This window comes from Haladaptatus sp. QDMS2 (assembly GCF_029338295.1).
Lineage (GTDB): Archaea > Halobacteriota > Halobacteria > Halobacteriales > Halococcaceae > QDMS2.
Window position 1 is genome coordinate 2,184,096 of the sequence record NZ_CP119791.1, and the last position, 17,745, is coordinate 2,201,840.

Below are 17,745 nucleotides of genomic sequence, written 5' to 3' on the forward strand. Positions count from 1 at the left end.
TGCTGATTTACTATCGTAAATTCGCCGCGTCCCGAGACTTACATATCAACAGTCAAGTGATTTGATGGTTGTCCACCGATAGTAAAGCGGAGATGAACGACACGGTGCGGGTAACAGGGCAACGGGCGCGGCGACCGGTCAGCGAACTTCTCGTACACGCACTCGCGAAGTGGGGTCGGGTAGCCCCACACGAACTCGACGTGTGCATTTACGATTACGTCGACCCGGAGGCGCTCGACCAGTTGTTTACGCCACCGCGTGTTGGCCTCCCTCGACGAGGAACGGTGACGGTTCCACTGGAAACCGTCGTCGCCACCATCGACGTTGGGCGCGACGATGCCGTCGAGATAACTATCGAGCCGCAGGTGTCGGAGACGGGCGCGTACACGCACTCGACAGTAGCGGGCAACAGTGACTGAACAGGGCGTGACGACACACCGTGGTCGCGTCGATGACAGCCGTGGGAGTACTATGGAATACGACAACATACAGAAACGAGAGACACACGAACTGATTTACACCGAATACGAGGACGAGTTTCGCTCGGTCGCCGTCATCGAGGACCCGGAGTTGCTCGATGCCTGGCTCCTCTCGACACACTACGTCCCGATAGAGCAGTGAACTGACGCTCCATTTTCGCGAATCCTGCGTCAGTAGTAGCTCCCGCCATCGGTCGTCGTCGTCCCGTTCGTCTGCCGGACTGGCGTTCCGTCGGGACGGAGAACCCACCAAACGTCGTTTACCCCCTGCCCGTTCGCATCACCGGGGTTCTCGTCGGGGGCAAAGTAGTAGAGTGGCCATCCGGCGGCGGCGACCTGCGTCGATCCCTCCCCCCGGTCGAACGTGGTGAGGGCCGCGCTGACGGCTGGCGCTTTCGTCGGTGATTCGCTCACGGTAAGCGGCGGCCACGTCTCTGCACACGACCCGCTGCAAGTGCTTGAGGGGTCACCCTCGGTATCGCTGTCGAACATGTAGAGCGTCATTCCCTCCGGACCGACGAGAATGTCGCCGAGGTCCGGATGGGAAGCGACCTGCACGGTTTCTTCGGCGGTGCCGTCAGCGGTCGTCGTCGTGTCGGCCATCGTGGTGGGTTCGGCTGTCGTCGACTGAGTCGTCGTCTCGCCACCACCTGACCCGCCGACACAGCCGGCGAGCGCGCTCGATGCGGCGACAGTGAGAAACAGGCGTCGTGAGAGTACCATGTCTAGAACGGCGACGATTCGTGCAAAGAACGTTGTCCGAATTTCGTCCAAAATTCGTCCAATCTTCACGCCCAGGTGATACGTGCGAGGTAGGCGAGGGCCACCAGTTCGAGGCCACACAGCAGCGTCATGCCCACCTGCACGTCGGTTCCCGCGTTGGTGAACCAACCGATGAAATCGGGGTGGACGAGGTAGAAGGAGAGCCAGAGGAGGTTCTCGACGAAGAGGAAGGCCGCAAACACGAGCAACCCACGGGTGTGGTCTGCGCCGTGACGCCGGAAGTTTCGGAGCCAGACCGAGCCGAGGACTACCAACAGGAGAATGTTCACGGCGGCGGCGACGCGGGCCGCCTCAAGCCAGATGCTCATCGCTTCCTCGTAGGGGTGTCGTAACCATAGGTGCTGTCCAAAATTCGTCCGAACTCATGGGTCCTCCGTGTCCACCACGGCGAGTACCTCCTCTACGACCGTCCAGTTCGATTTGAGCTGGTCGGTAAACAGGTAGACGGCGGCATAGTCGTCGTCGGTTCGTCTGACGACGTTGTTCTTCAACAATACGTCCAGATGGTGGCGAATCGTCGTGTAGTCGAGGTCGAGGGCCGTCGCGAGTTGGTTCGCGTTTCGAGGGCGCTCTGCAATCGCTTTGACGATACGCACGCGCGTCGGGCCGCCCCGAGAACTCGCGAGTACGTACCAGAGAACGCCCTCCATTGATACTGCTGTTTTTCCGATTACTCCTTAAATCCGCGTGCGAGCATCGACGACCCCGCCCGGACGCGGTCACCCTGCTCGACGGTGAGCATCTCTTCTATAACGTCTGGCGGCAAGAGCACGTCCGCCCGACTGCCGAAGGAGATGTGCCCGATGCGGTCGCCTTTCTCGACGGTGTCGCCTACCTCCACGTAGGGGTGGATGCGCCGGGCGAACCAGCCGGCGATGAGGACGACGGTGTAGTCCTCGAACTCGATGTGGAGCTGTTCGTTGTTGTCCGATTCCTTCGAGAAGGCGAGTTTGTAGCCACCTGGCTTGTGCGTGACCGACTGGACGGTTCCGGCGAGCGGAGCGCGATTGACGTGGACGTCACGGGCGCTCATGTACGTGCCAACGCGGACCTGGTCGCCCTCGCGGCGGATGACCGACACCTTGCCGTCGGCGGGGGCGGCCACGCCCGTCTCGACGATGTCGCGCTCTGGGTCGCGGTAGAACAGCAGGACGGAACCGGAGAGCAGGAGGCCAAAGAGCGCCCCGATGGGAGAGAAGATGGTGGCCGCGAGGCCCGCGAGGAACGCGACGACGGCGAACTTGAGTCCGTCGGGGGCGAGTCCAGGAGTCATACGAGCGAATTGCGTCGCGGTCGGTATCAAAGCCGTGTTTCGGCCCGGGAATCACGCCGGGAAGAAGTCCGGGACTTGTTTGCGGATGGCAGTGTAGACCACCGAGAGCGCGATATTGACGATGAGCAGGTAGAACAGCGCCCCCGTCGCGACGACAAAGGCGGGTATCGAGAACAGGATGCAGAGTGCAAGGTCCTCGGGTGAGCCGTCGTACCTGACTCCGCGGGTAGGGGGAATCCAGCGGTCTGCGGGATGGAGAAACACGGCTCGCGTCGAGGGGCCTTCCCACGGGTGGGCCTCCGCGCCGCCGCCGAAGATGTCCGAAATCGAGTGTACCCACGCAAACGCGAGGAAGGTGAACAGGCCAACGACGAGTTGCGAGGGGGCGAGGATGACCAGCACCGCGAGCGGGAGCGCGGCGACGCCGAAGTAGACTGGGTAGTGGAGCGTCTTTCGGTGTTCGAACACGACGTCGAAGTCCGGGAAAATGCTCGCCACGACGGCGACGCCGAGGACGAGCGTGGTGTAATCGGGGAGGAGGGCGGCGAGGCCGTACGCGAGCGACAGGCCGAGCGCGATGTGGGTCGTCGTCATCATCGAAGCGTCTACCGGGTGTAGGGCAGCGAGCGACAAAGCAGTTCGTTCGGTCAGTCGTCAGACTGCGACCGGTTAGTCTGTGAGATGGTCCGGGCGACTTCAGAGCGGTGGACTTCGACGGTGCGGGTCTCGCCCTCCGTCGTTATTTCGACGGTCACCATGTCGCCGGGCCTGTTGCGCGTCTTGAACGTCGCGACGGCGACGAACACGTAGGCGAACGCGATGATGGTCCCGAGGAAGTAGAGGCCGACGACGGCCAGTGTGAGGTCGGGATTGCCCGTCGTCGCGCCGTTCCACCAGTAGGGATAGGCGAACTGGAACAGGGCGACGCCGACGAACGCGAGCATACTCCCGCCAAGGACGCCACGCAGCGCCCCCTTCTCGGTCGGGAGGGCGATAACGACGCCGAGCAACAGCGCGGGAATCGCCACGCCCGCGAGGACGCCCGCGAGTTTTCGGGCCTCAAACACGCTCCAGCCGAACGACTCGAAGACCGACGTCGTCGCCATCGCGATGGCCGAGAGGAGGCCGACGGTTCCGGCCACGAGAAAGAGGACGCCGAGGAGCAGTCGGCGCGTGTTCCCCTCCGACTGCTCGCGCTTGCTGTAGGCGTCTGCGATGCTCTCCATACGGCTTCGTACACGCGAGAGAACAATAATGACACGTCAGACGCACGTCAGACAGCTGGCGAGGCGCGGGCTGTGACCACCTATTTTCGACAATCGTTGAATGGTAGTTTTATTATCGTCGAAATGCGAGTGGCTGCAATGAGTTCGAATCACGCTGCCGTCGCACCGAATCGTCGCCCACTGCCCGCGCAGTTGGCCTCACCGCGAGCGAAACTCGTCTATCTTTACCTCCGAACCGAGCAGGAAGCGACGATAGACGACCTCCACGAGGCGCTCGGCATGGCGCACATCTCGCTGTATCCGATTCTCAGAAAGCTCGCCAGTCGGGGCTTCGTCGAGGCGGAGGGCGACCGATATCGACTGTGCGAGTAACTACCGGCGCGTCACCCGAACCCGAATCCCGCCCTTCGGGCGCAGCGTAATCGCCGGGTCGAGTTCGAGCGGTTTTGTCGAGACGGCTTCGACGTCGAACTGTTGGAGAATCGTCCCGAGGACGAACTTCGCTTCGAGCATGGCAAACCGGTCGCCGATGCACCGCCGCGGCCCGCCGCCGAACGGGAAGTAGGCGAACGCGGGCAGTTCGCGCTCGAAGGCGGGCGTCCAGCGGTCGGGGCGAAAACTGCGCGGATCGGAGAAGAATCGCGGGTCGCGGTGGATGACCCACTGGTGCATTCCGACCGTCGCGCCGACCGGGATGTGGTAGCCGCCGATTTCGTCGTCCGTGAGCGGTTCGCGAAGCAGGCCGTACACTGGCGGGTAGAGGCGCATCGACTCCTTGAGCACCTGGTCTGTGCGCGTCATCGCCTTCACGTCGGCCATCGTCGGCGGGTGGCCAGCGAGCGAGTCGAGTTCCGCCTGCACCTCCGCGAGCACCGGTGGGTGGCGCGTGAGCAGGTCGAACGTGTACGAGAGGGCGAGCGCCGTCGTCTCGTGGCCGGCGAGGACGAGCGTCAGCACCTCGTCACGGAGATTCTCCTCGGGGACGCCTGCGTCGAGCAAGCGCGAAACCACGTCGTCTGCGCCCTCGCGGGTCCCGGCGTTTCGCTCGCGGATGATGTTCGCGACGACGGCGTCGAGGGCCTTCGCCGCCCGGTGGAATTCGAGGTTCGTCCGGGTGGGCAGCCAGTCGGGCACTTCGAGTGGCAGGCGCGAGGAGCGCCGGAACTGCTCCATGACCGTCTCCAGCGCCTCGCCGATTTCCGTCGATTCGCGGCGAATGTCCACCGAGAACAGGGCGTCGGCGACGATTTCGAGCGTGAGGCGCATCATGTCCTCGTGAACATCTCTGACTTCCTCGTCGGCCCACTCTTCGAGAAAGCGTTCAGTGTAGCCCGTCATCATCTCCGCAAACGCGGCGATTCGCTGGGGGTGGAAGGCGGGTTCGAGTCGGTGGCGTTGCTCGCGCCACGCCGCGCCCTCGCTGTTCAACAGGCCCTGGCCGAGTAGGCGCAGTTCGTACTGGAACAGGTCGCCCTTGCGGTAGTTCTGGTTGTTCTCGACGAGGACGTACTTCACTAGGTCCGGGTGGTTGAGCTGGTAGAAGGGCATCCCCGCGAACTCGAGGTACACCACGTCGCCGTAGGCCCGGGCCGCGTGGGTCATGTACGAGAGGGGGTCGCGACCGAACTGGAGGCTGTTGCCGACCACCGGCAGTCCGGTCGGACCGGGTGGTCTGGCGTCACGATTCTCCACGAGAGACATGCGCCCCAATAGGGCTCGTTCGCGCATGACTCTTTCTCAGAACGTTTTGATGGCGTTGTCAGAGGGCCTTTTGTGCGACACCGAGACTCGCAAACGAATATGACTCGAGATGCAGGCGACCGGAGGCTCTCACGACGACGAGTGCTCCAGACATCGGGCGCGCTGGCTGGCGTATCGCTACTCGGTCTCTCCGCGACACCAGCCGCTGGGGCCGCCTACGAGACGACGACGGGGAAAAGCGAACCACAGTACGAGAAACTCCCAGCAGAGGACCACTACGTCGAGACGGAGTTCGTCGTAGACGGCGAGACGGAGACACCCACCCTCTACGGGTCTATCATCTGCCCGGACACGGACGAATCCGTGCCGGTTATTGCCACCTACTCGCCGTACAACGACATCCGCAGTCCGCAAGGCGAGGCTGGCAGCACCGCAGCGGACGGCGTCGCAGACTACTTCGTCCCGCGAGGCTACGCCCGGGCGATGTTCGACGTGGTGGGCACGCGCAATTCCGATGGCTGTTACGACTACGGGGGTATCCGCGAGCGAAAGACGGCCGCGCAGGTCGTCGAGTATCTCGGCACCCGCGAGTGGTCCTCGGGCAAAGTGGGCATGATTGGCGGGTCCTACGACGGTACGACCCAGCTTGCAGCAGCCGTAGAAGACCCGGACCATCTAACGACCATCATCCCGCAGGTGGCCATCGACCGCTGGTACGACTACGCCTTCGGCGGGGGGATTCGCTACTTCCTGAACAACGAGTACCCGACAGACGAGGGATTCGACACGCCGCTGGCCTTCGACTTCGGCTTCGGCCTGATTCCCCCGATGAACGGCGGTGACACCGACCAGTTCACGACCACGTTCGGCGACCGCATCACGCCGTGTGACGAAATCGAGCACACGAATCGCGCCTACGAATTCGACCCGGTCTACGACGCGTTCTGGGACGAACGCGACTACCGGGCGAAGGCCGAGAACGTCTCGTGTCCGGTGTTCATCGAAGGCGGGTGGCTCGACCACAACGTCAAACACTGGGACTCGACGCGATTCTTCATGGCGCTCCCCGCCGATGTGCCCAAAAAGCTCGTCATGGGCCAGTGGAACCACGCGGCGAGCCAGTTCGAAGATGCACAGGACATCCGCCACGCGTGGTTCGACTACTGGCTCAAGGGTCTCGACACCGGTGTGATGGACCTGCCGCGAGTGGACACGCAACTCAACACCGGCGAGCGCATCCAGCAGGCAGACTGGCCGCCCGAGGGCACCCGCGACGTCGAAGTCTCGCTCACCCGCACTGCGAGTGCGGAACCGCTCGAACTCGGCCTCGAGGGGACGAACATCCCGGTGTACGACGACGTAACGCCGCCGGTCACCGAAGAAGAAATGTTCTCGGGGTCGAATCGCGGGTATCTCACGTTCAAGACCGGACAACTTGCCGAGTCAGTGCGCATCTCGGGCAGTCCGTTGCTCGACCTACTCGTCGCCTCGTCTGACGATTCGACGCACTTCACGCCCGTCCTGTTCGACGAAGCGCCCGACGGCAGCACGGAAGTCATCACCCGAGGCTTCCTGAACGCGCGAAACCGCGGCGGTCTCGACCAGTCAGAACCCGTCACCACAGACGACACCTACCGCGCCCCGGTCGAACTGTGGGACGTCGATTGGGAACTGCCCGCGGGCCACCGTCTCGGACTGGTCGTGGCCTCTGACAACGCAGACTGGGCGCTCGACGACCCCGATGGCGAGAGCACGAACGAACTCCTCCTCGACGCCGGCGGCGCAGACGGGTCGCATCTTTGCTTGCCCGTCAGCGAAGGCGACGCCCGCGCAACCACGCTTTCCGTCTCGGGAACGCGCGAAGACGACGGCTCCGTATTCACGGGCGGGCAGACGAATCAGATAGACCTTACCGTCAAGGCGTCAGCGCCGGCCGTCGTCCGCGACTACGTTCCCGGCGGCTGGACCGTCCTCGACGCGGGCGACGTCTCCCACACCGAACCCGCCAGCGACGGGCAGGGCAAGTACGTCTACTTCGACACCGACCCGGCCGAGACGGTTGCTGTCACCTACTTCGTCGAAACGCCCGCGGGGGCGACGGCGACCGGGTCGTACGACTTCGGGCCCGTCGAGGCGCGGGCGGCGGCTGGACAGGTCTGGCTCGGCGTGAATGGGACGACGGACGAAAATACGGTCGTCGGCCAGCATACCTAGACGCGACGGGTCAGCATGTCGACGACGTTGTGTCGGATGGCCTGAATCCGGTCTACCGTCTTCGCGCCGTCTGCGAGGACGGGATACGACACGTCGAGGGGTCTGTACAGGTAGTCGTGGAACGACCCGCTGTCGGTGCGACGGATGCCGAATCTGATACCCTCCTGCATCGCGTGCTGGCGCTCGGTGAGCACGGTCGTCACCCGGTCTTCGATGTCGTCGAGCCGTTCCCATGCGGCGTGGAGGTCGGCGTACGACCGCCGGTAGAACGGTTCACTTGACACGTCGTCGAGTTCTTCCTCGGCCGACTCCAGCAGCGCGGTCGCGTCTTCGAGTTCCTCCAGTTCCCGGTCCAGCGTCCCGAGCATCGCGTCGCGCTGGTCGCGGGCCAGTTCGGCCTGCTGGACGAGCGCCTGCTTCAGCGGCGGGGTGAGTTGTGTGCCGTGCCTCACCGCGCGCGCGAGTTCGTCGCCGAACTCCATCGCCATGTGGACTTCGAGCGATTCGTCGTACTCTTCTGTGAAGTGGGGGACGGTCATCACCGTCTCCTCGAACGCCTCGCGCACCTCGCGGATGGACTGGTCTGCCGACTGGACGTTGGCGACGGTCATGCCACTCGTCTGGACCTGCGTCGTCACCTGTGAGACACTGATTCCGGACAATCGCCGGAGGAACCGTATGTACGCATCGCGCTCTGTCCGCGTCCGCGACGATTCGGTCTCACAGACCCGTCTCGCCTGACCGAGATAGAGCGCGGCGGCAACGAGCGCGAGGGTGAGAATCCCCGCGCCGAGATAGAATAAAAGGTCGCCCAGCTGCTCCGCCCCTGCACACTCGAATGCCCGACACCACGCAGCATTGCCCATTTGTGGGCTGCGCGTGTACACCGCACTCGCCGTGACCCCCGTTGAAACCATGTTGGACTATAACATGGTCTACTGGCGCATAATCGTTGTGTCAGCGGTGGCTATTGTCAGGCACTCACGAGAGTAGTTTGTAGATGCCAGCGACCACGGCCATCTCTTGGCTTGCCTGCTCGATGTTGAAGTACGGTCGTAACACCGGGTTGAACTTCGATTTGTACTGGTTTATGTGCTGGACGTTCGCTCCCGCGAAGTCGTACACGTCAGGCCGTTTTCCGAGAGAATTATTTGTTGAAGAAGAGAGGGCCTGGAACCACCAAATCGGCGAGTGCGGGCCGTCCGCCCCGACTCGCTCGCCGGAACCGTCGCGAGGGTCGGGCCGTCGAAGTACCGTTCGGCCTGGTCTGCGATGCGGTCGATGCCAACCTCGTCTCGTACCTTGTTGAACAGGACGCCCGCGGTGCCCGTCCCGTACAAGCGGGCGTACTCCTGGACCTTGAGCGCCTCAGAGAGTGCCGGAATCGTCAGTTCCAGGACGTCGATGATGGGGTTTGCGAGCACGATGGGCAACACCGCACTCTTGCTGTCGAGGGCCGTCGGAGAGTCCAGAAGAAGCACGTCGGTGTCTGCGGCCAGTTGGGCGACGACGTGTTTGGGTCGGTTGGGGTCTGCGGCCTCGAAATCCGCGAAGTTCATCCCGCAGGGAACGACCTTCATCCCGAACCGCTCGTAGACCGTCGCCTCGACCGGCGCTGGGTCGTCGCTCAACAGCACGTCGTGCAGCGTCGTTTCGACGTCAGCGAGTCCGGCGTGAAACAGCAGGTTCGCCACGCCCGTATCCGCGTCCACGACGGTCACGTCGTACTCGGCGGCGAGCGCCATCCCCAGCGCCAGCGTACTCGTCGTCTTGCCCGTGCCGCCTTTTCTGCTCGCAACCGCGAACGCCTCGACCATTGTATTCATCCAGATTGACATGAAGGGCGAACGTTCGCACATTCCGACCATTGTGAGCACACGACCATGTTCCACTCACACGAGGGCCTGCTGTGGGTTACGATCCCTCGCCCGATAGATACAAACCGGCGTTTTGGCTGGGACGTGGCGGACATTCGAAAGGAGTCTACTGGGTATCGAAACCGGGCCGTGCTCACCGGAGCAGCTGTTTGAGCGGTGGCGTCCCGGTCCGGTTGACCGCTTGCAGGCGTTCGCGTGCTGAGTAGCGTGCTTCTCGCAGGTCGCGGGGGGAAACGTCCTCGCCACGAGCGCGATTCCGGCAGAGTGCGTAGAGTTCGTCGACCGCCTGCTGGTACTCCATGACGTGCTGAACGCACTCGAGGGCGGACCGCAGCGCAGCTGGGTCAGGGGGTTCTTCGAGAAGCTGATAGAAGTCGGCCGTCGAACCGTCCGCCGACCCGATGCCGATGAGCGGCACGGACGCGTAGGTGCTGAACGCGTCTGCGCCGGGAACCGACAAAGAGAGGACGACCACATCTGTGTCCGTGTCTGGTCCGACGGACACGTCCGTAATCGACTCGACGGTTGTCACGTCGTGGTCTGCGAGGGCCTCGGCTACCACGACACTCGTGGCGCTTTCAGCGACGACGACCACGTTCACAGGTCTAGGTCTCCACCGGATGGCATAGATGTTTGGGAGTGCGCACTCGGTTATCCCAACCGTGGACGCACCTTGAGAGAAACTGGATAGCGGCCTGCACCCACATATGTGGCCCGTGATAAATCGTATTCCACGATAGCAAATTCAGTCATCCGGTCTCGAAGAGCCGCCTCCGCACCGTTACAGGAACTCGTGACGGTGCGAATGCGGGTCAGAACACATGTCAATGAGACACGTATTCGGCCATTAGGGATAAGAAGGGGTACACGATAATGTGATGTAATGTACGACCTGACTGGTTTCCAGCGTGACCTGTTGTACGTGATTGCAGGGAAAGAAGAACCGCATGGCCTCGCCATCAAAGAAGAACTCGAAACGTACTACGAGAAGGAGATTCACCACGGGCGACTCTACCCGAACCTCGACACGCTCGTCGACAAGGGCCTCGTCGAGAAGGGCGAACTCGACCGCCGGACGAACTTCTACACGCTCACGCGTCGCGGGCGGCGTGAGATCGAAGCCCGCAAAGATTGGGAAAAGAAGTACCTCGACAACGTGCTGAACGCGGCCACGGCGTAAGCCACGCGACACCCACCTCCACTTTTGTAACAATTGCACGAACGAGCGACAGCTTCGTCCAAATGTTATCCGGTTTTAATTAGACGAGTTTAATTATAGAATAATATATATTCGTGTGAACGAAAGTTAGCTCGCATGGTAGATACTTCACGCCGTCGCTTCCTCAAAGCGAGCGGCCTTCTCGTGGGTGGGATTGCCGCCAGTCCAACAGCCTCCGCCACCGAATCGACCGACCGTTTCATCGTCGAATCGAAGAATCTGCGGGACGCAGACTTCGAAGACGCCGCCCTCACCGTCGTCCATCCCCTTGACGCCCTGGACTACACCGTCGTCTCCGGGACAGAGTCGGCCGTCGCTGACCTCGGTGTCAAATACGAACCAGACCTCGTTTACGAACTCGACCTCCCTGTGACCGCGACGGAAGCCGCGGACGAGCCAGGCTATCCCCTTCAGTGGGACAAACAGGTACAGGACATTCCCGCCGTCCACGACGTGACGCGCGGCGAGGGCACCCGCGTGGCAGTCATCGACTCCGGCGTCTCAGCGAGTCACCCGGACCTCCAGCACGCCGTGAACGTAGACCTCTCTCGGAATTTTACAGGTGACGGCTACGGCGCGGGCCGCGCCGTCGGCGGCGGGCACGGGACCCACGTCGCGGGCATCATCGCCGCGAACGACCAGAACGACGTGGGCGTCACCGGCAGCGCACCGGCGACCGAAATCGTCGATTGTCGCGTGTTCTCGACTGGCCCCTCCGCGAGCTTCGCCGACATTCTCGCCGCCCTCGTGTACGCGGGCGAAATCGGCTGTGATGCCGCGAACATGAGCCTCGGCGCGTACCCCGTCTCGCGACAGGCGAACGGGGAGTTCTACGGAAAGGTACTCAACAACACGACCTCCTACGTGAGCAACCAACTCGGGACACTCATCGTCGCCTCCGCCGGGAACGACGCCGCGGACCTCCAGCACGACGGGAGCGTAATCAGCCTCCCGAACGAGGCAGCGAACATCATGAGCATCAGCGCAACTGGCCCCATCGGCTACATGTGGGGCGAAGAAGGGCTCCGCGAGGAGTTCGTCTCGCCTGCGTTCTACACGAACTACGGCACGAACGCGGTGGACCTCGGCGCGCCCGGCGGCGACGCGGATACCGACGCCATCGATACGGGGGTACCGTGGTTCTACGACCTCGTGTACAACACGTACACCGTCCCGACCTACGACGAAGCGTCGAACTCGTTTACGTTCGAGAACACCTACTCGTGGCTCGCTGGGACGAGCATGGCCGCCCCGCAGGTCGCGGCCGCTGCGGCGCTCGTAAAGAGCGTGAATCAGGACTATTCGGCCACGCAAGTTAGGGACACCCTCGAGGACACCGCAAGCGTGCCGGAAGGCCAGGACAAGGCGTACTACGGGGCGGGCTTCCTCGACCCGCTCGCCGCCGTACTGAACTGAACCACGGAATCGGGACCGTTTCAGTTTTTCCGATTCTGCGACAACCATTCAACTCTATCGAGAGAACGAACTATTTGAGGAGATCGTTCAGACTTGCGCTGGTTAGGTTCATCAAGAGAACAGTGACGTCCTCCCCACCCTGCTCGCTCCCTAAGGTCTATCGCTGAAGGTGAGGTCTTAGCGCCTACACCGATAAAGATAACTCCACGTTCGGTTCGCCGCTTGATGGAGGAAACTTTGATAAGTTCATACAATTAACTCTAAAATTACGAGTTCGATGTCTGATTCAAATCAGAGAACAGCTCGGAGAACATCTCTCGCAGACGAACTTCCTGACTGGTTCGTCTTTGGAGGCGTGTTTGTACTCGCGATGCTCTTTTCAACGTGGCGCGTTGCGTATCTGGAACTGGGCCAGGCGAATACGCTCTTTTACGATGCACAAATAGTCTGGAAACCACTCACAGAGCAGGTGATGGGAGGCGTACCACTGTATACGGGACCTGCAGTCGATAACAAGCCACCACTCTTCCAGTACGTGAATCTCATCGCTGGATACACGGGCGAATACAATATCTCGATGACCCTCCTCGTCGGGATTGCAAACGCACTCACTGCAGGGCTAGTGTACCGCTGGCGAGCCAACCACGGCGAACCACGCGAAGGAATTGCCATTGCGATACTATATCTCGCGACACTGCCGCTTGTGAACGGACTTGTCATCAACGCCCGATCGTTCGCCATGGTCGGATTAATGATTGCTGTGATATACACCCAGCCCGGAATTCGCGGTGGTGCGGTCGCGGTTGCAGGGCTGTTTTCACAGTATAGCTTTTTTGCCGTGCCAGTTCTTGTCGTCCATTCCTCCCAGCGCACGCAGAAACCCCTCCGGTGGCTCATGGTTTTCACGGCCACAGCCCTCTGTATCGTGGGTATGGCGTTTGCTTCTGTAGGAGTCATTTGGGGCACCGAGTCGATGACGAACGCGATGTACTACAGTATGAGTGGAGCTGGCGAGTACGTTACGAGTGGGAACACTCACTCACCGTTCCACTCTGTGACCACCTGGTTTGGTATTCTCAGTCACACGATGGTGAACCTCGCATGGCTGCTCATTCCAACCACTTTGGGTGGACTTCTGGTGGTAATCGAAAGTTTTCGTGTTCCGTGGTCAGAGCGCACGTTCGCTTTAGCGCTCGGCGTTTCGCTCTCACTTCCATTATTCATTCGTTCACTGCTCTATTACTGGATTCCTGCGCTCCCCTTCTTCGGACTTCTCGCGGTACACGCGCTCTCCCGATTTCTAGCAGGCAGTAGCCATGAGGAACGGTAACTAGCACAGCGGACGACGAAGTAGGAAGTCCAATCTTTGCGACCACACTCCCCGATTCGAACTCGTCGTAGGAAAAGTCCGCTCTCCCCGATTTGAACGAAGTGAGACGGTCTCGTTCGCTCCGCTCACGAGCTGCGACTCACAGGTTCAAACCGTCCGGATAGACGTTTCACTGCTCACATGGTTCGCAGGAAAAGTCCGCTCTCCCCGATTTGAACGGGGGACCAGCCGATCTACAGTCGGCTGCTCTACCAGGCTGAGCTAAGAGCGGATACAATACAACGTAGGTCGATTGTCCGACTTAAGAATTATTATTCGAAACCGCCAGCGGGACGCCGGACGGCTGACGGGCGTCAGACTGGTAGGAAAATTAATATGGTTGGGAGACAAGCCGTAAGACGACAGCTGAGATGAGTAAAATTACGTTTCGGGCCGACGATGATCTCGTGAGACGCCTCGAGGAGTTCGACTCCTCGAAGAGCGAGGTCATGCGCGAGGCACTGCGCCAGTACCTCGACGCCGCGGACCCGACGCCAACCAAAAAGCCGGCAGCCGAGACGAGCCTCGACGACCTGGTCGCGGCACGCGTCGACGCGCTCATCGACGAGCGCCTGGATGCCCTCATCGACGAACATCTTCGGTCGCGCGCGGGGAGCGGCCAGGACGTGAACGTGAACATCACCCTCGACGGAGATGGAGTGCGCGCGCGCCAGACGCCGCGTAAGACATCCGAGCCGGAGCCACTCGACGCGACGGACAATGCCTGTGTCCAATGCGGCGAATCGCTGGACGGAGACCACGTGTACTGCCCGAACTGCGGTGAGAAAGCAACCCACCGCGTGTTCTGTGAGTGTGGCGACGAGGTCCGGTCGGACTGGGCGTTCTGCCCGAGCTGCGGCCGTCGGACCCCGGCAGCCGACGTGTTGGACCGCTCGTAACCGAGTTACGGCGACGATTTTGCGCGATTGTCTTACAATCGCCACAACATTTATAACCCTTCAATTAGTGCATACTTCTGCGTAAGACGGTTGTCTTACACACCAGCAATTTGGGGGTGGCGCGGTGCGGCCTCATGCGGTTTTGGTGTGTAAGACAGGTGTGCGGGGGACCCGCATGCTTCCATCTTACAAGGGGATATACCATGGAGCGTGTGACACTACGGATTCCAAAGCAGCAGATCGAGGAGGTCGAGAGAATGGTCGAGACGGGAGAATTCCCGAACCGAAGCGAGGCCATTCGCTCCGCCGTCCGCGAGATGCTCAACGAACAGACAGAGGGTCGTGAACCGACGACCAAGAAGCGCAACTGGGCGAGGGTCTAACTAATGCAAGACATCGTTCAATCCGCGCTCGAGAACTCTGAAGCAGAACAGCAAAAGCGAAACGACGCAGCTTCGACCAACGACGAATTCGGCGACCCACGCATCGTCATCGTTGGTGCTGGTGGTGCCGGTAACAACACCATCAACCGCCTGTACAACATCGGCGTCGAAGGCGCAGACACGATCGCCATCAACACCGACAAGCAGCACCTCAAGATGATCGAGGCGGACACCAAGATTCTCGTCGGCAAATCGCTGACGCAGGGGCTTGGTGCCGGTGGCGACCCGTCGATGGGCGAACGCGCAACCGAGATGGCTCAGGGGACCATCAAGGAAGTGCTCGGCGAGGCAGACCTCGTCTTCGTCACGGCAGGCATGGGTGGCGGTACCGGGACCGGTGCCGCACCTGTGGTCGCCAAAATCGCCAAAGAGCAAGGCGCAATCGTCGTCGGCATGGTCTCGACACCGTTCAACGTCGAGCGTGCCCGCACGGTGAAGGCAGAGGAAGGACTGGAGAAACTCCGCAACGCCGCGGACTCCATCATCGTCCTCGACAACAACCGTCTGCTCGACTACGTCCCGAACCTCCCAATCGGCAAGGCGTTCTCGGTCATGGACCAGATCATCGCCGAAACCGTGAAGGGTATCTCGGAGACGATTACCCAGCCGTCGCTCATCAACCTGGACTACGCCGACATGACCGCCATCATGAATCAGGGTGGCGTCGCCGTCATGCTCGTCGGCGAGACACAGGACAAGAACAAGACCGAAGAAGTGGTTCGCGACGCGATGAACCACCCACTGCTGGACGTTGACTACCGCGGTGCATCCGGTGGGCTCGTCCACATCACCGGCGGCCCAGACCTTACCCTGAAAGAGGCAGAGGGCATCGCCCAGAACATCACCGAGCGCCTCGACGCCTCGGCGAACGTCATCTGGGGCGCCCGCATCCAGGAGGAGTACAAGGGCAAAGTCCGCGTCATGGCCATCATGACCGGCGTCCAGAGCGCCCAGATTCTCGGGCCATCGACCCAGAAGCAGGCCAACCGCTCGCGTGCAAAGCTGAACGAAGGCAACAACGGTAGCACCAACGACAACGACGACGGCATCAAAACCTTCGGCGCACAGTCCGACGGCGGCCAGAACGAACTCGAGAACAACAACGGTCTCGACGTCATCCGGTAGACGTCGCTCCCAGACCTCATTCCAAGAACTACGGTTTCTTTTTTCGCTTTTTTTCGCCCGTGAGGGCTCCTCGTGCGAAGCGTTTACCGGACTCCGATGAGATGCTTCGTTCAATGACCGACGACGGGACGATTTCGACGTACGATTCGCGGGTCACAGAGTACACGGAGCGAAACCACGACCGCTCGGTAATCGAAGCCGAAGTCCGTGAATTTCTGCGACACGTCGAACGTAAGACACCGCGTGAGACGGCCCGCATCGCCGACGTCGGCTGTGGCCCCGGCTTCGAATCCACGACGTTCGCCGCGGCCGGTCACGACATGGTCGGCGTCGATTTGACCCCCGACTTCCTCCACGCTGCCCGCGCCGACGTGCCCAATGCCGAATTCACCCGAATGGACATGCGCACCCTCGGGCTCGCGTCGGACAGCCTCGACGGCCTCTGGGCCTGTGCCCCTTCCTCCACGTTCCCCGCGAAGACGCACCCGCGACGCTGGCCGAATTTCGGCGTGTCTTACGTCCGGGCGGCGTGCTCCACGTCTCGGTGAAACAGGGAGACGGTGAGTCTGAAGGCGACGTGCACGAGGGCGACTCACGGACGTTTACGCTGTACGAGGTGGAAGAGTTGGAGGAGTTGGCGAACGAGGCTGGCTTCAAGATCGACTCGTGTGAGGCGAACGACGACGGCTGGATTCAGTTGGTGGCGGCCGCAGAAAAGCGCTAGACAGCGTTTACAGCCTCGACCAACTTGCACTTCCGACAGACGTCCCGGGTCGTCGCCGACCCACAGCGTTCGCACTCCACGAGATTCGTCTCGCCGTCGCCGTCCTCGCGGTACTCCTTGGCGGCGATGGCGGCGAGTTCCTCGTAGCCGGCCATAATCGAGTGGCGCGTGCCGGGGTGGTTCGATTCTAAGTTGAGCAGGAGTTCCTGAATCTCGCCGCGGAACGCCTCCGAGGAGTGAGGGCATTCGGTGATGTGCGCGGGGAGGTTTTTGATGTGGGCGTAGAGGGCAACTTCCTTCTCGGGAATGTCACGGAGCGGCTTGGCGCGGGGGATGAAGTGGTCTGACTCGCCGCGCTCGTCGAAACTGCCGAGACTCGCGTCGAAGTGTTTCGCGACCTGTCGGACGTCGCCTTCCAAGATGTTCATCAGCGCAGTCTGAGCTTCGTCGTCCAGATTGTGCCCGGTCAGGAGTTTGGTCGCGCCGTATTCTTCGGCGTACTTAGAGAGCAGGTCCCTGCGGAACACGCCGCAGTAGGCGCAGGCGGCCATGTTCATCGGGTCCTTCTCGACGACGTCGTCCATCTTCAGGTCGAACTCGTCCTCGTAGGTGACGACTTCGTGGCGCATGTCGAGTTTCTCCGCGAGTTCGACGCAGGCGTCGAGACTGGTGTCGCGGTAGCCCTCGATGCCCTCGTGAATCGTGAGCGCAATCATCTCGATGCGCGGGTCCTGGTTGAACGTCTCGTCTAAAATCGAGGTGAGGACCACGCTGTCTTTGCCCCCCGAGAGGCCGATGACCCACGTTTCGGGGTCGTCGGGCGTGGCCGAGCGCGGGACGAGTGAGTCCTCTCGAATCCGGCGTCGGACGCGCTTTTCGACCGACTGGCAGAAGTGGGACTCACAGAGGTGGCCCCCGGAGTACGCCGCGTGCATGACAGCATCGCGGTCGCACTTGTCGCATTCCATTGGGCGACGATTACGGAGCGGCGCGTATC

The 17,745-nt window shown here is 61.6% G+C and carries 24 protein-coding genes and 1 tRNA gene; 12 read left to right on the top strand and 13 right to left on the bottom strand.

Annotated elements, in window-relative coordinates; translation table 11 throughout:
- The first annotated feature begins 92 nt into the window (after positions 1 to 92).
- Both P1M51_RS11840 and P1M51_RS11845 read left to right on the top strand, forming a co-directional pair.
- The gene (locus P1M51_RS11840; RefSeq protein ID WP_276248419.1) at positions 93 to 419 is read left to right on the top strand and encodes a HalOD1 output domain-containing protein; all 327 of its coding nucleotides are present in this window, start codon (positions 93 to 95) and stop codon (positions 417 to 419) included.
- A gap of 52 nt (positions 420 to 471) precedes the next feature.
- Positions 472 to 621: a hypothetical protein gene (locus P1M51_RS11845; protein WP_276248420.1), complete on the top strand. Its 150-nt coding sequence runs from the start codon at positions 472 to 474 to the stop codon at positions 619 to 621.
- 29 nt (positions 622 to 650) lie between these two features.
- On the opposite strand, the gene P1M51_RS11850 is transcribed toward P1M51_RS11845, so the two are convergent.
- The 6 genes from P1M51_RS11850 to P1M51_RS11875 form a co-directional block, all read right to left on the bottom strand.
- On the bottom strand, positions 651 to 1,202 hold the full coding sequence (locus P1M51_RS11850) for a hypothetical protein (protein WP_276248421.1): 552 nt from the start codon (positions 1,200 to 1,202) through the stop codon (positions 651 to 653).
- Positions 1,203 to 1,267: 65 nt separating this feature from the next.
- Positions 1,268 to 1,570 carry a hypothetical protein gene (locus tag P1M51_RS11855; RefSeq protein WP_276248422.1) on the bottom strand — a complete coding sequence of 101 codons (303 nt, stop codon included), beginning with the start codon at positions 1,568 to 1,570 and terminating at the stop codon, positions 1,268 to 1,270.
- A 54-nt stretch (positions 1,571 to 1,624) separates the two neighbouring features.
- Entirely contained in the window at positions 1,625 to 1,912 is a 288-nt protein-coding gene (locus P1M51_RS11860; RefSeq protein WP_276248423.1) for a winged helix-turn-helix domain-containing protein, read from the bottom strand.
- Between the two features lie 20 nt (positions 1,913 to 1,932).
- Entirely contained in the window at positions 1,933 to 2,535 is a 603-nt protein-coding gene (locus P1M51_RS11865) for a protein sorting system archaetidylserine decarboxylase (RefSeq protein WP_276274522.1), read from the bottom strand.
- Between the two features lie 51 nt (positions 2,536 to 2,586).
- Positions 2,587 to 3,132, bottom strand: coding sequence for a metal-dependent hydrolase (locus tag P1M51_RS11870; RefSeq protein ID WP_276274523.1), 546 nt, complete (start codon positions 3,130 to 3,132; stop codon positions 2,587 to 2,589).
- Positions 3,133 to 3,182: 50 nt separating this feature from the next.
- Complete coding sequence (locus P1M51_RS11875) at positions 3,183 to 3,761, bottom strand: hypothetical protein (protein ID WP_276274524.1); 579 nt, start codon at positions 3,759 to 3,761, stop codon at positions 3,183 to 3,185.
- A gap of 138 nt (positions 3,762 to 3,899) precedes the next feature.
- Here P1M51_RS11875 and P1M51_RS11880 point away from each other — a divergent pair, with 138 nt between their 5' ends.
- Positions 3,900 to 4,133: a helix-turn-helix domain-containing protein gene (locus P1M51_RS11880; protein ID WP_276274525.1), complete on the top strand. Its 234-nt coding sequence runs from the start codon at positions 3,900 to 3,902 to the stop codon at positions 4,131 to 4,133.
- On the opposite strand, the gene P1M51_RS11885 is transcribed toward P1M51_RS11880, so the two are convergent.
- Positions 4,134 to 5,462 (bottom strand): cytochrome P450, encoded by a 1,329-nt coding sequence (locus P1M51_RS11885; RefSeq protein WP_276274526.1) that lies wholly within the window; start codon positions 5,460 to 5,462, stop codon positions 4,134 to 4,136. It abuts the gene before it with no gap.
- Positions 5,463 to 5,561: 99 nt separating this feature from the next.
- Between P1M51_RS11885 and P1M51_RS11890 the strand changes: the two genes are divergently transcribed.
- The gene (locus tag P1M51_RS11890; protein ID WP_276274527.1) at positions 5,562 to 7,676 is read left to right on the top strand and encodes a CocE/NonD family hydrolase; all 2,115 of its coding nucleotides are present in this window, start codon (positions 5,562 to 5,564) and stop codon (positions 7,674 to 7,676) included.
- On the opposite strand, the gene P1M51_RS11895 is transcribed toward P1M51_RS11890, so the two are convergent.
- The 4 genes from P1M51_RS11895 to P1M51_RS11910 all read right to left on the bottom strand — a co-directional run bounded on the left by P1M51_RS11895 (position 7,673) and on the right by P1M51_RS11910 (position 10,154).
- Positions 7,673 to 8,593 (bottom strand): hypothetical protein, encoded by a 921-nt coding sequence (locus P1M51_RS11895; RefSeq protein ID WP_276245396.1) that lies wholly within the window; start codon positions 8,591 to 8,593, stop codon positions 7,673 to 7,675. The genes P1M51_RS11890 and P1M51_RS11895 overlap by 4 nt on opposite strands.
- Before the next feature lie 64 nt (positions 8,594 to 8,657).
- Positions 8,658 to 8,801, bottom strand: coding sequence for a hypothetical protein (locus P1M51_RS11900; protein ID WP_276245397.1), 144 nt, complete (start codon positions 8,799 to 8,801; stop codon positions 8,658 to 8,660).
- Positions 8,765 to 9,493 (bottom strand): AAA family ATPase, encoded by a 729-nt coding sequence (locus tag P1M51_RS11905; RefSeq protein WP_276245398.1) that lies wholly within the window; start codon positions 9,491 to 9,493, stop codon positions 8,765 to 8,767. The genes P1M51_RS11900 and P1M51_RS11905 overlap by 37 nt, the downstream gene beginning before the upstream one ends.
- Before the next feature lie 193 nt (positions 9,494 to 9,686).
- Entirely contained in the window at positions 9,687 to 10,154 is a 468-nt protein-coding gene (locus P1M51_RS11910) for a hypothetical protein (RefSeq protein ID WP_276245399.1), read from the bottom strand.
- 282 nt (positions 10,155 to 10,436) lie between these two features.
- Between P1M51_RS11910 and P1M51_RS11915 the strand changes: the two genes are divergently transcribed.
- From P1M51_RS11915 to P1M51_RS11925, 3 genes are all read left to right on the top strand, one after another.
- Complete coding sequence (locus tag P1M51_RS11915) at positions 10,437 to 10,733, top strand: PadR family transcriptional regulator (protein WP_276245400.1); 297 nt, start codon at positions 10,437 to 10,439, stop codon at positions 10,731 to 10,733.
- Positions 10,734 to 10,868: 135 nt separating this feature from the next.
- Positions 10,869 to 12,188 carry a S8 family serine peptidase gene (locus P1M51_RS11920; RefSeq protein WP_276245401.1) on the top strand — a complete coding sequence of 440 codons (1,320 nt, stop codon included), beginning with the start codon at positions 10,869 to 10,871 and terminating at the stop codon, positions 12,186 to 12,188.
- A 277-nt stretch (positions 12,189 to 12,465) separates the two neighbouring features.
- Positions 12,466 to 13,518: a hypothetical protein gene (locus P1M51_RS11925; RefSeq protein ID WP_276245402.1), complete on the top strand. Its 1,053-nt coding sequence runs from the start codon at positions 12,466 to 12,468 to the stop codon at positions 13,516 to 13,518.
- Positions 13,519 to 13,715: 197 nt separating this feature from the next.
- Here P1M51_RS11925 and P1M51_RS11930 read toward each other — a convergent pair.
- A tRNA-Tyr gene (locus tag P1M51_RS11930) sits at positions 13,716 to 13,789 on the bottom strand.
- Between the two features lie 139 nt (positions 13,790 to 13,928).
- Here P1M51_RS11930 and P1M51_RS11935 point away from each other — a divergent pair.
- From P1M51_RS11935 to P1M51_RS11955, 5 genes are all read left to right on the top strand, one after another.
- Entirely contained in the window at positions 13,929 to 14,456 is a 528-nt protein-coding gene (locus P1M51_RS11935) for a zinc ribbon domain-containing protein (protein ID WP_276245403.1), read from the top strand.
- A 203-nt stretch (positions 14,457 to 14,659) separates the two neighbouring features.
- Positions 14,660 to 14,839 carry a ribbon-helix-helix domain-containing protein gene (locus tag P1M51_RS11940; RefSeq protein WP_276245404.1) on the top strand — a complete coding sequence of 60 codons (180 nt, stop codon included), beginning with the start codon at positions 14,660 to 14,662 and terminating at the stop codon, positions 14,837 to 14,839.
- Between the two features lie 3 nt (positions 14,840 to 14,842).
- Entirely contained in the window at positions 14,843 to 16,024 is a 1,182-nt protein-coding gene (gene ftsZ, locus P1M51_RS11945) for a cell division protein FtsZ (protein WP_276245405.1), read from the top strand.
- 113 nt (positions 16,025 to 16,137) lie between these two features.
- Positions 16,138 to 16,572, top strand: coding sequence for a trans-aconitate 2-methyltransferase (locus tag P1M51_RS11950; protein WP_276245406.1), 435 nt, complete (start codon positions 16,138 to 16,140; stop codon positions 16,570 to 16,572).
- Positions 16,569 to 16,748: a hypothetical protein gene (locus tag P1M51_RS11955; protein ID WP_276245407.1), complete on the top strand. Its 180-nt coding sequence runs from the start codon at positions 16,569 to 16,571 to the stop codon at positions 16,746 to 16,748. The genes P1M51_RS11950 and P1M51_RS11955 overlap by 4 nt, the downstream gene beginning before the upstream one ends.
- Here the strand turns inward: P1M51_RS11955 and P1M51_RS11960 are convergent.
- Positions 16,745 to 17,716 (bottom strand): TIGR00269 family protein, encoded by a 972-nt coding sequence (locus P1M51_RS11960; protein WP_276245408.1) that lies wholly within the window; start codon positions 17,714 to 17,716, stop codon positions 16,745 to 16,747. The genes P1M51_RS11955 and P1M51_RS11960 overlap by 4 nt on opposite strands.
- Between the last annotated feature and the right edge of the window lie 29 nt (positions 17,717 to 17,745).

Bases quoted from the DNA above. Each gene is read 5' to 3' on its own strand.
- P1M51_RS11860 (WP_276248423.1), bottom strand. From the start codon at position 1,912: ATGGAGGGCGTTCTCTGGTACGTACTCGCGAGTTCTCGGGGCGGCCCG.
- P1M51_RS11940 (WP_276245404.1), top strand. From the start codon at position 14,660: ATGGAGCGTGTGACACTACGGATTCCAAAGCAGCAGATCGAGGAGGTC.
- P1M51_RS11890 (WP_276274527.1), top strand. From the start codon at position 5,562: ATGACTCGAGATGCAGGCGACCGGAGGCTCTCACGACGACGAGTGCTC.
- P1M51_RS11840 (WP_276248419.1), top strand. From the start codon at position 93: ATGAACGACACGGTGCGGGTAACAGGGCAACGGGCGCGGCGACCGGTC.
- P1M51_RS11905 (WP_276245398.1), bottom strand. From the start codon at position 9,493: ATGGTCGAGGCGTTCGCGGTTGCGAGCAGAAAAGGCGGCACGGGCAAG.
- P1M51_RS11885 (WP_276274526.1), bottom strand. From the start codon at position 5,462: ATGTCTCTCGTGGAGAATCGTGACGCCAGACCACCCGGTCCGACCGGA.
- ftsZ (WP_276245405.1), top strand. From the start codon at position 14,843: ATGCAAGACATCGTTCAATCCGCGCTCGAGAACTCTGAAGCAGAACAG.
- P1M51_RS11895 (WP_276245396.1), bottom strand. From the start codon at position 8,593: ATGGTTTCAACGGGGGTCACGGCGAGTGCGGTGTACACGCGCAGCCCA.
- P1M51_RS11855 (WP_276248422.1), bottom strand. From the start codon at position 1,570: ATGAGCATCTGGCTTGAGGCGGCCCGCGTCGCCGCCGCCGTGAACATT.
- P1M51_RS11870 (WP_276274523.1), bottom strand. From the start codon at position 3,132: ATGATGACGACGACCCACATCGCGCTCGGCCTGTCGCTCGCGTACGGC.
- P1M51_RS11935 (WP_276245403.1), top strand. From the start codon at position 13,929: ATGAGTAAAATTACGTTTCGGGCCGACGATGATCTCGTGAGACGCCTC.
- P1M51_RS11925 (WP_276245402.1), top strand. From the start codon at position 12,466: ATGTCTGATTCAAATCAGAGAACAGCTCGGAGAACATCTCTCGCAGAC.
- P1M51_RS11915 (WP_276245400.1), top strand. From the start codon at position 10,437: ATGTACGACCTGACTGGTTTCCAGCGTGACCTGTTGTACGTGATTGCA.
- P1M51_RS11850 (WP_276248421.1), bottom strand. From the start codon at position 1,202: ATGGTACTCTCACGACGCCTGTTTCTCACTGTCGCCGCATCGAGCGCG.
- P1M51_RS11875 (WP_276274524.1), bottom strand. From the start codon at position 3,761: ATGGAGAGCATCGCAGACGCCTACAGCAAGCGCGAGCAGTCGGAGGGG.
- P1M51_RS11920 (WP_276245401.1), top strand. From the start codon at position 10,869: ATGGTAGATACTTCACGCCGTCGCTTCCTCAAAGCGAGCGGCCTTCTC.
- P1M51_RS11880 (WP_276274525.1), top strand. From the start codon at position 3,900: ATGAGTTCGAATCACGCTGCCGTCGCACCGAATCGTCGCCCACTGCCC.
- P1M51_RS11950 (WP_276245406.1), top strand. From the start codon at position 16,138: ATGACCGACGACGGGACGATTTCGACGTACGATTCGCGGGTCACAGAG.
- P1M51_RS11845 (WP_276248420.1), top strand. From the start codon at position 472: ATGGAATACGACAACATACAGAAACGAGAGACACACGAACTGATTTAC.
- P1M51_RS11960 (WP_276245408.1), bottom strand. From the start codon at position 17,716: ATGGAATGCGACAAGTGCGACCGCGATGCTGTCATGCACGCGGCGTAC.
- P1M51_RS11865 (WP_276274522.1), bottom strand. From the start codon at position 2,535: ATGACTCCTGGACTCGCCCCCGACGGACTCAAGTTCGCCGTCGTCGCG.